This window comes from Alphaproteobacteria bacterium (assembly GCA_016699305.1).
Classification (GTDB): Bacteria; Pseudomonadota; Alphaproteobacteria.
The window spans coordinates 1,773,068-1,784,818 of sequence record CP064970.1 but is presented as its reverse complement, the minus strand read 5'-3'; the positions used below and the strand labels follow the sequence as shown (position 1 = coordinate 1,784,818).

At 53.4% G+C, this 11,751-nt stretch carries 14 protein-coding genes; all 14 read right to left on the bottom strand.

Going from position 1 to position 11,751, the window contains the following annotated elements:
* Positions 1–173: 173 nt before the first annotated feature.
* Genes IPI58_08525 through IPI58_08460 form a run of 14 tightly spaced genes read right to left on the bottom strand, consistent with a single transcriptional unit; the run spans position 174 to position 11,521 of the window.
* Complete coding sequence (locus tag IPI58_08525; GenBank protein ID QQR68859.1) at positions 174–512, bottom strand: hypothetical protein; 339 nt, start codon at positions 510–512, stop codon at positions 174–176.
* Positions 509–1,450, bottom strand: coding sequence for a hypothetical protein (locus IPI58_08520; protein ID QQR68858.1), 942 nt, complete (start codon positions 1,448–1,450; stop codon positions 509–511). The genes IPI58_08525 and IPI58_08520 overlap by 4 nt, the downstream gene beginning before the upstream one ends.
* Positions 1,451–1,479: 29 nt before the next feature.
* The gene (locus IPI58_08515) at positions 1,480–1,908 is read right to left on the bottom strand and encodes an acyl-CoA transferase (protein QQR68857.1); all 429 of its coding nucleotides are present in this window, start codon (positions 1,906–1,908) and stop codon (positions 1,480–1,482) included.
* Complete coding sequence (locus IPI58_08510; GenBank protein QQR70094.1) at positions 1,905–2,552, bottom strand: hypothetical protein; 648 nt, start codon at positions 2,550–2,552, stop codon at positions 1,905–1,907. Before IPI58_08510 ends, IPI58_08515 begins: the two co-directional genes overlap by 4 nt.
* Positions 2,542–2,856 (bottom strand): hypothetical protein, encoded by a 315-nt coding sequence (locus IPI58_08505; protein QQR68856.1) that lies wholly within the window; start codon positions 2,854–2,856, stop codon positions 2,542–2,544. Before IPI58_08505 ends, IPI58_08510 begins: the two co-directional genes overlap by 11 nt.
* On the bottom strand, positions 2,853–3,227 hold the full coding sequence (locus IPI58_08500) for a hypothetical protein (GenBank protein ID QQR68855.1): 375 nt from the start codon (positions 3,225–3,227) through the stop codon (positions 2,853–2,855). Before IPI58_08500 ends, IPI58_08505 begins: the two co-directional genes overlap by 4 nt.
* A gap of 11 nt (positions 3,228–3,238) precedes the next feature.
* On the bottom strand, positions 3,239–4,279 hold the full coding sequence (locus IPI58_08495; GenBank protein ID QQR68854.1) for a major capsid protein: 1,041 nt from the start codon (positions 4,277–4,279) through the stop codon (positions 3,239–3,241).
* A gap of 38 nt (positions 4,280–4,317) precedes the next feature.
* The gene (locus tag IPI58_08490; GenBank protein QQR68853.1) at positions 4,318–4,692 is read right to left on the bottom strand and encodes a head decoration protein; all 375 of its coding nucleotides are present in this window, start codon (positions 4,690–4,692) and stop codon (positions 4,318–4,320) included.
* A gap of 35 nt (positions 4,693–4,727) precedes the next feature.
* Entirely contained in the window at positions 4,728–5,936 is a 1,209-nt protein-coding gene (locus IPI58_08485; GenBank protein QQR68852.1) for a S49 family peptidase, read from the bottom strand.
* A complete protein-coding gene (locus tag IPI58_08480) occupies positions 5,933–7,474 on the bottom strand; it encodes a phage portal protein (GenBank protein QQR68851.1) in 1,542 nt (513 codons plus the stop codon). Before IPI58_08480 ends, IPI58_08485 begins: the two co-directional genes overlap by 4 nt.
* A gap of 9 nt (positions 7,475–7,483) precedes the next feature.
* Positions 7,484–7,714, bottom strand: a complete 231-nt coding sequence (locus IPI58_08475; GenBank protein QQR68850.1) for a hypothetical protein — start codon at positions 7,712–7,714, stop codon at positions 7,484–7,486.
* Between the two features lie 11 nt (positions 7,715–7,725).
* A complete protein-coding gene (locus IPI58_08470) occupies positions 7,726–9,666 on the bottom strand; it encodes a phage terminase large subunit family protein (GenBank protein ID QQR70093.1) in 1,941 nt (646 codons plus the stop codon).
* Between the two features lie 46 nt (positions 9,667–9,712).
* Positions 9,713–10,258 carry an elements of external origin gene (locus IPI58_08465; protein ID QQR68849.1) on the bottom strand — a complete coding sequence of 182 codons (546 nt, stop codon included), beginning with the start codon at positions 10,256–10,258 and terminating at the stop codon, positions 9,713–9,715.
* Between the two features lie 6 nt (positions 10,259–10,264).
* Positions 10,265–11,521: a site-specific DNA-methyltransferase gene (locus tag IPI58_08460; protein ID QQR68848.1), complete on the bottom strand. Its 1,257-nt coding sequence runs from the start codon at positions 11,519–11,521 to the stop codon at positions 10,265–10,267.
* Between the last annotated feature and the right edge of the window lie 230 nt (positions 11,522–11,751).

Here is an 11,751-nt window from a genome sequence, read left to right as displayed (position 1 = left end):
GCGGAGCGCCAAATCCCACGCTTGCCATCCTTCAAAACTTTGCGGTTCATGCTGCCGATACGGACAAAGCTCGCCTTCGGCATTTGCTTCCCCGCGTGCGCATGGCAAATCCGCATCCTGGCAAGAAGCGCAATAGTCCGGCCCGCCGCCAAAATGCCAGCGGCAACGAGCCGTTAGACGTTTTTTTCCTGTTCCAGTAACAAGGCGGGGCCGAGATAAAGACGCTCGAAGGCTTCGGCAATCGGCCATAAATCCATAAGGGCAAAGATGCCTTCCGGCGTGACGGGAAGTGATTTGCCATCTTCACCACCGACGCCGTCCCATTCGATAATGGCCAGTTGCGCCAATCGTTTGATCAGCGCCGTGCTGCGCAGAGCGGGTTCGGCTTCTTCTTTTAAAGCTTCGACACGCGCCGCCATAACAATGGCGGTGGATGCCGGACGCACATGCACGCGCACGCCATGAAGAAGATCCAGCCAGTAAGGTTCACGTTTCAGGTTCAAGGTAATCATGCGTAACTCGCTACATCGTTTTTGAGGACAACAGTCAGCATGCGCGCGGGGCTTGTCGCCTTCGCCGCCTGCCAGTCAAAGGTCGCTTGCACACCGCCTGGGCCGCTGATCGCCAGCTTCGGTTTCGGCAGATAAACCTCATGCGCCGTGAAGGTCAGAGATTTATCGGCATCGATGGTGTAAGCGAAGGCCAGTTCGAGCGGCGTATTGTCGGTCGCCGCGTCGATCAGAGCGGTATCGGCGAAGCGCACCTCGATATTTCCGGTGAGCGCCGCGATGGTCGGATCCGCGCCATCAATCTTACCGTCCGAACGGATGGTTTCGATCCGCTCCAGATTGTTGGTGTAGGTCAGCTGCGCACCTGTGACGTTGCCGAGCTGCAGACCGTCCTTTTTGATCGATGCCTGAAACTGATTAAAGCGCGTGAGCGAAGCAGTGGTCGGTGTGCCACCACCTGTCACACCAGCATCCGTTTCGCCCTGGGCAATGCAATTCAGCGTCGCGTTGGCCGCGCCTGAACGGGCGAAGGTGAGCTGCGCTGAATTTACCCGCACGCCAGCTTCCGTGAAGAAAATCGGCACTTCTGGCATACCGACTTCCAGCGCAAGGCTGGGCAGGCTCGCCGCACCAGAGGTAAAAGTATGGGTGTAAGGCCCTGTTCCTGTGGTGGTGGGCACACCCAAGAGAGCTTTTAGCCAATGGCCGAAATTGCGCAGATCGACAGGAATGACTACGTTACCTTCCACGCGAATGACATCGCGGATCGGCTGGGATGGGTCACGGCCTTGGCCGAGCAAATCGGATGCAATCAAACCCTGTTCGGAGCCAAGATCGGTCGAGACGAACGGAAATTTGATATAATTGCCCGATGGCGGTGTGCCATACACCGTTTCGAATTTACCCAATAGTTGGGCATTGGCGCCGTATGCACGAGCCATGTTTACCTCCTTTGTTTAGGTTGAGAAAATCAGCCGAGCGGGTCGGTTGTGACGTAGATGAATTCGATGGGGATGATCGCCCCCTTAATCTGCGACGACCCCTCGACTGCTAGCACATTGCTATCTGGTGCTTGCGGCGTGATGCGGTCACACAGGCCTCCCAGCGTGCGGTCGCTGGCAATTGCTAAAGCAATCTTGCGGTAGATTGTATCCAATGCCAGATCGCGCGCGGCTTGATCGCCTTTCTGAACAATAGCTTCCACCAGCGCGCGGTGCTGCCAATAATAAGATAAGGGTGAAAGCAGTGTTTCAGGTTCGCCTGGATCGCCATCGCGTAAGATAATCAGCCCGCCATCAGGTATCTTTTCAGGCAAGGCTTCATTCCGCAGAACGGTAACATCCGTAATGGTTTGCAAAAGCGCGAATAGCGCCTGCAGGATTGATTCTCTATAGGTCATTTCTCTTCCCTTTCATCCGGCCAGCTTCCCGTGACGAGTGACGGCAAACGGTCGATCCATTTTTTGGCAACGCTGTCGATATCGAAGCGTTTCTTGAGTTGCGCTTGCGGCACGAGGATAAACATGACGACGGTGGTTAAACCGCGTCCGGTCTTTCTCGCTCGGTCACTGGCAACCCGCGCTTTGCCTTTGCTGGTGACACGGAAATCATCAGCAACCAGTAATCCCACGCGTCGCCCACCTTTCGGCGGCACATAGCGGAGCGGAATGCCAGCTTCGGCAAAATCAGCGGGCGTGATCTTCTTATTCTGGCGGCGGGTGACGTAAGGGGTCGGGATCGCCAGGAACCGTCCTTGCTTACTGCGGATGGTGACGCCATAAGCAAAGGCGCCAATAATCTCTGGTGCTTTCGTATAGACAAATCCCGCAGCGTTGATACTCATGCCGCCCTTGGGATAAAGATCACCGCGCCATGTTTTGGCAAGGCGTTCTCCAAGGCCAGCACCTGTGACTTGGCCGCGCAATTCATTTTTCAAACCATCCGTGGCTTGCCGTACGCCGCCACTGACGGCTTTTTCTGCGGCTTTGACTTCGGCTGCCATCATGGCTTTCAAATTACCTTGAATGGCAGCATTAAGACGCATAGGCATCAACGCTCAGCACAAGACCGTGCTGATCTTTCACTGGCTCACCCTGTACGATATATGTTTTGCCATTCTTGATAATCTGAACGATTTTCTTGGCGGGATTGAGGACACTTAAACGAACTTCAAAAAGATTTGTTTCCGTTTGCACTTTTGAATCCAGAAAATCGACAACCTTGTCAGGAAAACGATGCACAACGACTGTCTCCAGCGTTGTGCTATCGTCAAAGACCAGCTGTGCTGTCTGCCCGAAGGTAGCAAACAGCACATTGACCGCCTTTAATGCTGCATCCTGAAAGCTCATCCTTCGCCGCCATTCTCCTCAGCCTGTTCTTTTTGAAAAATCTCCCATGCCTCATCACGCTGGGCAGCCGTGATATTGGCATCAAGCAGATCTTCAATGGCATCAACATTCGGTTTACCATTTTTGCCGAAGTCCTTGGCTGGATCCAAAGCTGCAATCGCATCAACAATATCTTCAATTGTCGGTACTGCTTTATGTGGTGAGGGCTGACCCTGTGCCGTAGGTGAATAAGGAACGACCTCTTGTTCCTCATTCTTAGCAAAACCACGGGATAAAAGACGCTGTGCTTCTTCATCCGCTAGATCGACAAGACTGCCAGGAGCGTAAACTTTTCCATTCGCATGAAGGGTAATATTTGCTTTGATTTTCATGTCATTCCTCCTTAACGAACCGTGGCACAGAAAGACGCATTCGGACGATACGGCACAATCAGCGGCGCCGATTGCAACAACAACCAGCGCACGGCAGGATCTTCTTCGAGCCACGATTTTGAAAAAAAACGCTGCGCGCGGTAGCCTGCTTTTTCATCCTGAATGGCACCGTAACAACGCGTGCCTTCAAGCTGACTGGTGCTACCGACCAGCACCGTATAATCGGGCAGGAGTTTCTGAACGACATCATTGTCATCGACATAGCGATCGTTATAGACCCAGAAATCTAGATCTCCGATGGTGCCAACATAGCGCGCCAGCTCATTGCCCTGACCAAAGGCAATCGGCCCCAGCGTTAGATTGGTGGTGTCAGCAATGCGGCGAATATCCAACAGCTTTTCGACCTTGGGATCAGACTTGAACACCCGCCAAGCGAGAGCATCCATGACCACGGTACGCCCAACGGCGCCTGACTTTTCTTGAATGAGACCAACCCAGTCCTCAAGATTATCCAGGGCACTGACCCCCGTTTCACCCCAGCGACTGGAACCTGCCAATGCCACGCTTAAAGCGGCATCACGCTGAAAATCAACCACTACGGTCGGGTAATTATCACCGCTCACGGTCACTTTACCCGTGCGCAAGGCTTCGGAGGCCATCACTTCTTCGCGGCGCGTCAGGTTTTCAAGCTGCTTAATAAGCGTGCGGTTGACATTGGCTTCCAGGCGTTGCTGCGGTGACAACGTGCCGCCAATGCGCTCGCCGATAGAACGCTTGAGCGGACGGCTCGGGTCAAAACGACGCTTGTCTTTGGCGTAAGCGGGTTTGAAGCTCTTGGTCGTGAAGCCTTCATCATCCACTACTTTTCCAGCCACCAGCGGCGACACAAAAGGTGTCAGGCGCGGTTTGGATTTATCAATATCAAAATGGATTTCTTCGGATTCTTCGGTTTGTTCCTGACCGAAAAACACATCGAGCAGGAAGGAGCTAGGACGCTCCAGTTTTTCCACGACCTTGGAGAGGACGTGGGTGTTGAAAATATCGATAGACATGCTGTTTCTCCTTATGAGGGTTTAAAGATGAGGGGGTGTTATTTCTGGTTAGCGCGTAGATAGATGCTTTTCGCTTTTAGTGTCAGGCGCACGGCATCCAGTGTGTGACCAGCGCCCAGCGTCAGAGCGTTCTCATTGAACTCGCCGCTGAAATAGACCACCGCCTGGACATCGGCTCCGGCGGCACTGGCTTTTTCGGCCAGAATGGCATCTGGCGTTTGCGAACCGTCCGAACTGGCCGATGCGCTGAGTTTGAACTTCCCACTTGCGGTAATTCGTCCAAGAACAGCGCCTTTGGCGAGATCGGCACCAGCCGCAATCGTCACCAGCCGTTCAATGCGGGGATACTCCCCTGCCAGTAAATTATCGGGGGTATAATCGCCCTGATTGGTAAAACCTTCTGCGCGTGTCATGTGTGTCTCCTTACTTTCTCTTTCTGGTTGGGGGCTTAAACGGCGGCAGCGATGCGGCTTGCCACCGCATCAACATCATTCACGGCATCGTCGCTTGCTGGCGTTATGGCAGGATTTGGGATGCTGGCCATCACGCGTTCAAACGATGTGCTTGCAACAGGCTTGACATCTTCAGGGCTTGCGCAGGCCAATAAATGCTGGGCTTCCACAGCACTGATATCCGTGTGCAGTGCAATTTCTGTGGCCAGCTTCTGACGGTCTTTTGCTTCTGAACAACTTAGAATATCGTCCAGGCGCTTGCGTTCAGCACGAACACCGTCCTGCTTGATCTGCGTCACGAGACCTGGGTGTTCTTTGGTAAGGGTTTCAAGATCCATTGGTTTTTTCTCCTGTTTTGCGGTGGGGGTTTTGGTTACAAAAAAGCCCTCCAGTGGAGGGCTTTGGGGTGAGGTCGAGAGTTCTTGTATCAGCTGTTCCAGACTGCCGACCCTGTCAGCCAGACCAGCTTGTACGGCTTTAGCGCCGATGAGCACATCGCCGCCGCCATAATGTGTTTGAACACTTTCCGCACTAACTTTGCGGTTGCGGGCAATGGTTTCAATAAAGACATCAGCCATGCTGTCGATGCGCATCTGTAAACGCGCCCGCCCTTCATCACTTGAAGGGTCAAGACGTTTATGTGGACTTTGCGAAGAAACAATCTCTACGTCTTCCCCCTGTTTTCCTGATTTGCCACGATACATGCCAACGACGCCAATCGATCCCAGCGCCGATGTGTCTGAGACCACGATTTCATCAGCGGCTGAGGCAATCCAGTAAGCGCCCGATGCCGCATCGCCAGAGGCATAGGCCACCACTGGCTTTTTACCCCGCGCGGCATAGACCATGTTGGAGAGTTCAGACACGCCGTTGACTTCCCCGCCCGGGGAGTCGATATCGAGAATGATTCCTTTGATCTGCGGGTTTTCCAGCGCAGCGGTAAAATCACGGGCGATTAGTTCATAGCTCGATGCACCGCTGACCGCGGTGAAGAGATTGGCATAGCGGAAAAGCGGCCCTGTCACAGGGATAATCGCAACGCCCTCTCGTTCGGTGGCCGTATAGGTGTTTTGCAAATCCCGACCGAGCTTGGCGGCGACCGCCTGCGGGCTTTCATTTTCACGGCCAGCAATCTCTAAAATGGTTTGCAATGCTGTTTCCGTTATTGCCCACGGCTCGCCCGAAAGGCGGTTCCAGATTTTCATGACTGTTGTTCCTCTGTGTTGTCTTCACTCGTGTTCATAATGCTGTTGGTATCGTTGATAGTCAGACCCAGCTCAGTAATTTTGGCTTTCTCGCGGGCGAGTTGTTCCAGCACTTCTTCCCAATCCAGACCTTGCGATGCGCATTCATCTTCCAAAGTTGAAAGCCCAATTTGCATGCGAAGCTGCGCGGCCTTGGCTTCCTTGACGGGATCTACCCAGCCACGTCCAGGGCCAATCCATTTGCAGCGTGTCCAGGCGGCGCGGCGTTCATAAAAATCGGGTGCCTCGATAATCCCGCGATTAATCGCTTCTTCCAGCCACAGCTCATAAACAGGTTTCGCCCAATAGGTCGCCATCCATTGACGGCGTGCATTGAAGTATCGCCATGCTTCCAGCAAAGCCGCCCGTGCGCTTGAATAATTCGTCTTGCTGAAATCCTTCATCAGCAATTCGAACGGGATATTCAGCCCAGCACCGATATGGCGCAGGACATTCTCGACAAACTGACCGTAGCCACTGTTCGGACGGCTGGGCGTAAATGGTGAAACCTTATCGCCTGGAAATACAGGAATAATGGATCCACCCTGCAGGCGAATATCCCATTCATTGCGGGCGGCCAGATAATCCTCAACCGACCCACCGAACATCTCGCCAATCGCTTCACCGTCGAGTGGCGTTTCGATAAATGCTGCGATCATGGCATTCACCACCGCCGCCTGCAGCTCCGAACGCTCGTAATGATCGAGCATCTTAAACATCGGCATGATGCTTGTGAGCAGTGGCTTGCCGCGATGCTGACCCGTGCGCTCTTTGTCATGAATGTGCAATACACGCATACGGCCAAAAGCCGTGCGCACGGGCACGCGCAGCCAATCATCACTTTCCATGCCGTAGCCAATATAGGTATCGCCTGGATGCGTTTTGCGGATGTGGTACGCTACCGCCCCACCATAGGAATCAATTTCAATGCCAGAGCGCAAATTTTTACTATCCTGCACACCCGCAGGGTTTGACAGTCGGTCAGATTCCACCAGTTGAATGGTGGTGGAATACGAGGCTCCACGTTGATCAAGCCATAAAGGCAAAGCTAAAGATTCACCATTAATCAAGCTGGAACGGAACACCAAAGCCGTCATGCCCGCAAACGTCAGCGCATTCGCTGCGTCGCACGCCGTGCTTTCCGCCCAGGCACGCCATTCGCTTTCAACAACTCGCGCCCAATTATCCGCCCATTCTTTCGATTGCCCCAAAGCGCGATAATCAGGAGTGGCAGCAAGGCGTAAGCCCGTGCCAATGACGTTGTCGACCAGCGTCTGGATGGCACCTGCTGCCACACCATGGTTACGGGTTAAATCCCGTGAACGTGAGACCAGTGTTGGCAGCTCTGATAGCAAATCGCTATCCGCTGATCCTAGCAGAGGCATCCAGCTTGCCAGCTCGCGGGCGCGGGTTGAGGCCGCCCGATGAGCTGTGTCGCTCGCCTTAAAGCTCAGCCCAGATTTTATCGGCTGGCCGGATGAATCCAAAAGCTGAACCATTGTTTGTCCTTAAAAACTTGTCCGGATAATCCCGCGCCGTGTGCCGCCTTTGGCACGGGAAATCTGCAATTCCAGTTCATTGATATACCGTTCTAAGGCCTCGACATTAGAGGCGGTATAGGTCGTACTGCCATAGCCCTGCAGGCTGACCGATACTTCCTGTGTGCCCGTCAGCAGACGGTGGCGTGCCTCTTTGGCCTGCACCAGTCGGGTTTCAAGCTCGAGAAGATCATCTGCCATCTGTTTTTCTCCTAAAGATATGGATCATCCGCCCGCACGATTTTGCGCGGTGTGATGTTCATTCGTTTTTTGCTTTGTGGTTTGGGTGACGAAGACTTGGTTTCCTCTGTGACGGGGCTTTCTACCCCGCGCGTTGGAATCTCAATCTCCACCCCCAGCGTCTGCTCCAACCCGCGCCATTTGAATTCACTCATCCGGTCAATCCCGTAAATCGTGGCGGCGGCACGGGCATAGACACGGCAATCCAGTGCTTCGTTGTTACGACTTGGGTCTTTCTCCCATGTCGCATGGGGGAAACCTTTGTGAATCCGAATAACCCGCCGTTCAGCTGTCAGCTGTTTGAAATACTCCTCGCCATATTGCGGGAAATGACAACTGCCAGGCGGGAAGACAACACCAGCTTCAATATCTTTATCGGTTGGCCATTCCAGTTTTAGCCAGCGGTACAGCTCCATCTTGGCCACGGGGCCAGAGACGTTCCAGACCCGCAAGCCACGACGTTTTCCGCCCGTATCCGCCTTGCCAACGCTTAATATTAGCGCCGTATCGCGGTCTTGCCCTTTAACTGCCACCACCGTGCGTGGTTGGCTGGCGCGTGCGCCATTTCCACCCCATACGGCCTGCGGATGGCTGCGAACAAAGCCGTAAACATCCTGTGTGGCATAACCACTATCCACCGCCATGACACGGATCGGCATAGTATGGCCCGTGCTGTGCGGCCAGTCACGCTGAAGAACTTCCGTATCCAGCCGTCGCCACACATCAGGTCGTGCGGTATCACCGTCCAGAACGATATAATCAACCGACCAGCTTTCCTTGTTTCGGCCCCAGGCGACCACTTCACATTCAAGGCGATCTTTCTGCACGTCCACACCAGCGGTGAGGAACAGGCCACCCAGTGGCACAACACCTTGGGCGTAAACATCACGCCGTTCATAGAGGCGTTGCCATTCGGGTGCTTCTGAGGACTCCTCATAAGGCTCCCCAAGCACCGTATTTACGAACCCCTTCATCAAATCGGGGTTGCGCTTGGCATCCTCAAACATCGCCGCCGCATCTCCCCACGAAAACCAGCCGATAGGGCTATAAAGTGAGGACAGGTGATATCCAATTGTGCCGTCCTGACTTTCATCGGTTGCTCGCCATTCACCTTTGGCCAGCATCGTGGTTTTATAATGCTCCTCAATCAAGTGCCCACATTCTTCGCAGGCATATTTGGCCTGCTGTGGTTCATTTTCCGGCCAGCGCAATTGCACAAAGCGCAAGGGCTGAAAATGTTCACATTCAGGACACGGCACATGAAAAAAGCGCTGATCGCTTTTCTCAAACTCACGCTGAATGCGCGATAATCCTTTAACGGTCGGTGTGCTGACCATGAACACTTTCCTACGGCGTTTAAAAGTGGCAGATCGCCGTTCGGCCAGCAAAATCGGATCGCCTTCACCATCGACATCGCCAGGGTATGCATCAATTTCATCCATAAACAAGTAACGGGCGGGCATCGAACGCAAACCCACCGCCGAATTCGCACCCGTCATGATGAGCAGGCCGCCCAGAAAATCTTTGCTCAAGATCGTATTGCCACTATCCCGTGAACGGGCAGGCTTTACACGCTCCCTGAGTTCTGGCACATCCTGAAGCAGCGGATCAATCCGCTGCTTCGAATGACGCTTGGCCAGTTCCACGGTGGGTGCCACCGCCATCATCGGCCCTGGGGCGATGTGAATGACATAGCCAATCCAGTTATTGCCGCATTCCGTACCGCCGACCTGCGATCCTTTCATGAACACAATCCGCTGCACCGCCGAGGCAGGTGCCAACTGATCCATGATATCTTTCAAATACGGCGTGCGCGCCGTGCGCCATCGTCCAGGTTCGGCTGCCGATTTGGCGGACAGTAAGCGGTATTGATCCGCCCATTCCGAAACCAGCAGAAACGGGTCGGGCGTAATCGCCCGCTGCCATAAAGTTGCAATTTCTAAACTGTCATAGGCTCCATCATGCTGTGTCGAGTTTGGCATCTCCAATTTCATTCAGATGCTCCCGCACATAGCGCTCCAAAATCATGTGTAAGCCATGTTCATCCACCTGCAGTTCTGCGGCCATTTGTGACGACACACGGGCTGGCCAGTTCACCCATGCATCCCTGAATTCTCGTCCCAGCCGAAAGACCTGCGCCTTGACCATGTCCTTGTTGATCAATTGCCCTTTCTTTTCCTGTAGCCGGAGCCGCGCCAGATGTGCCTTGGCAATTTCATGCGCAGTGCGGGCTTGGGTAAAGCTATTCATGCCCTGTGGCGGGCGGCCATTCTCGGCTAATGTCTGACGTATGGATTCCATGGCTGCCGCTGGATCCACCTCACGGATTTCAGAAGGTATGTGGCGTTTGGTGTGATCGGTGTTGGCATCCCATGCCGCATCAGCTGTAGCAATATCAATCGATCCATCAGCTTCTGGCGTGATGCGCCCTGCCTTGATCGCCTTGCGCACCGCATTATCCGCAATCCCGCGATGGCGGGCATAGGCACGAATGGAAACGCCCATTTATCCTCACTTCACAATGCGTTCGGATTCAAGTTCTGCAAAATTCTGACCCGTCGCTGCGAGTCTCGCTTTCTTGCCTGTGAATTCCTGCCAGCGTTTGACAATCACGTCAGCGTATTTGGGTTCGAGTTCAATCAGACGGGCGCGACGACCTGTTTTTTCGCAGGCAATCATGGTGGTGCCGGAACCGCCAAACGCATCCAGCACAATATCTTTGGTCTTGCTGGAATTATGCAGGGCGCGCTCCACCAGCTCCACGGGTTTCATGGTTGGATGCAAATCATTCTTCACAGGCTTGTTCACAAACCAGATATCGCTTTGATCGCGCGCACCGCACCAGAAATGTTCATGCCCATCTTTCCAGCCATAAAGGATGGGTTCGTATTGACGCTGATAATCGGCACGCCCCAGTGTGAAGGTATTCTTGGCCCAGATGATAAAGGTTGACCATTTGCCACCTGCATTGGTGAAAGCACCATGAAGCGTATGTAATTCCGATGACGACATGCAGATATACATCGCACCTTTACAGACCATCATCAGATTGGTGCAAACGTCATACAAAAACGCCCCGAAATCTTCTCCCAGATTATCATTCTGAATGGGTCGGGATTTACCGCGCATCTTGTCTTTGGCCGAGTTGGCGTAATTGACGTTATAGGGTGGGTCTGTGAACACCATATCGGCCAGTTCTTCGCCTAGCAGTGTTTGATAGCTGTCAATCAGCGTAGAATCTCCACACAGGATTTTATGATCACCGCAGATCCAAACGTCACCCAAAACACTGACAGGGTTTTCGGGAACTTCGGGAGCAGCGTTTTCATCAGTCAGGCCTTCAGCCCCTGATCCATCATCCAGCAATTCATCCAGCTCATCTTCATTAAATCCCAGGAGAGCAAGATTAAAATCCTCCCCTTCGAGAGATTGCAATTCCTGCCGGAGAAGATTTTCATCCCATCCCGCATTCTCCGTGATTTTATTATCGGCAATGATCAAGGCGCGGCGTTGAACATCGTTCAAATGTTTAAGACGAATGACAGGAACCTCTTTAACACCCAGCATACGCGCTGCCATCACACGGCCATGACCTGCGATAATCCCGCCATCATCACCAATCAGGATCGGGTTCACAAATCCAAACTCAGTCATCGATCCTGCAATCTGCGCCACCTGATCATCCGAATGCGTGCGGGCATTATGGGTGTAAGGGATCAAATGATCGACGGATAGATATTCGACATGCAAATCAAGCGTATTGGTCATTCTGAGTATTCTCCATCTGTTGTTGTGCGTGCATGAGATATGAGAGTGCGCCACGCATAAGCGGCAGCCAGCGGCACGACACCATTTCCGCAGGCACGAATTCTGTCCACCCGATGGGCCAGCCCATCAGCCATTCGACAAATCGCGGGTTCAAGACTTTTTGGGATCCCGTCCCAGTTTCCTTCTGGCCCTGGCGGGAAGAGTGTAAGGTCGCTTCCACATTCAAAGGC

Bases quoted from the DNA above. Each gene is read 5' to 3' on its own strand.
- IPI58_08475 (QQR68850.1), bottom strand. From the start codon at position 7,714: ATGGCAGATGATCTTCTCGAGCTTGAAACCCGACTGGTGCAGGCCAAA.
- IPI58_08460 (QQR68848.1), bottom strand. From the start codon at position 11,521: ATGACCAATACGCTTGATTTGCATGTCGAATATCTATCCGTCGATCAT.
- IPI58_08525 (QQR68859.1), bottom strand. From the start codon at position 512: ATGATTACCTTGAACCTGAAACGTGAACCTTACTGGCTGGATCTTCTT.
- IPI58_08510 (QQR70094.1), bottom strand. From the start codon at position 2,552: ATGCGTCTTAATGCTGCCATTCAAGGTAATTTGAAAGCCATGATGGCA.
- IPI58_08465 (QQR68849.1), bottom strand. From the start codon at position 10,258: ATGGGCGTTTCCATTCGTGCCTATGCCCGCCATCGCGGGATTGCGGAT.
- IPI58_08490 (QQR68853.1), bottom strand. From the start codon at position 4,692: ATGACACGCGCAGAAGGTTTTACCAATCAGGGCGATTATACCCCCGAT.
- IPI58_08520 (QQR68858.1), bottom strand. From the start codon at position 1,450: ATGGCTCGTGCATACGGCGCCAATGCCCAACTATTGGGTAAATTCGAA.
- IPI58_08500 (QQR68855.1), bottom strand. From the start codon at position 3,227: ATGAAAATCAAAGCAAATATTACCCTTCATGCGAATGGAAAAGTTTAC.
- IPI58_08515 (QQR68857.1), bottom strand. From the start codon at position 1,908: ATGACCTATAGAGAATCAATCCTGCAGGCGCTATTCGCGCTTTTGCAA.
- IPI58_08495 (QQR68854.1), bottom strand. From the start codon at position 4,279: ATGTCTATCGATATTTTCAACACCCACGTCCTCTCCAAGGTCGTGGAA.
- IPI58_08505 (QQR68856.1), bottom strand. From the start codon at position 2,856: ATGAGCTTTCAGGATGCAGCATTAAAGGCGGTCAATGTGCTGTTTGCT.
- IPI58_08485 (QQR68852.1), bottom strand. From the start codon at position 5,936: ATGAAAATCTGGAACCGCCTTTCGGGCGAGCCGTGGGCAATAACGGAA.
- IPI58_08480 (QQR68851.1), bottom strand. From the start codon at position 7,474: ATGGTTCAGCTTTTGGATTCATCCGGCCAGCCGATAAAATCTGGGCTG.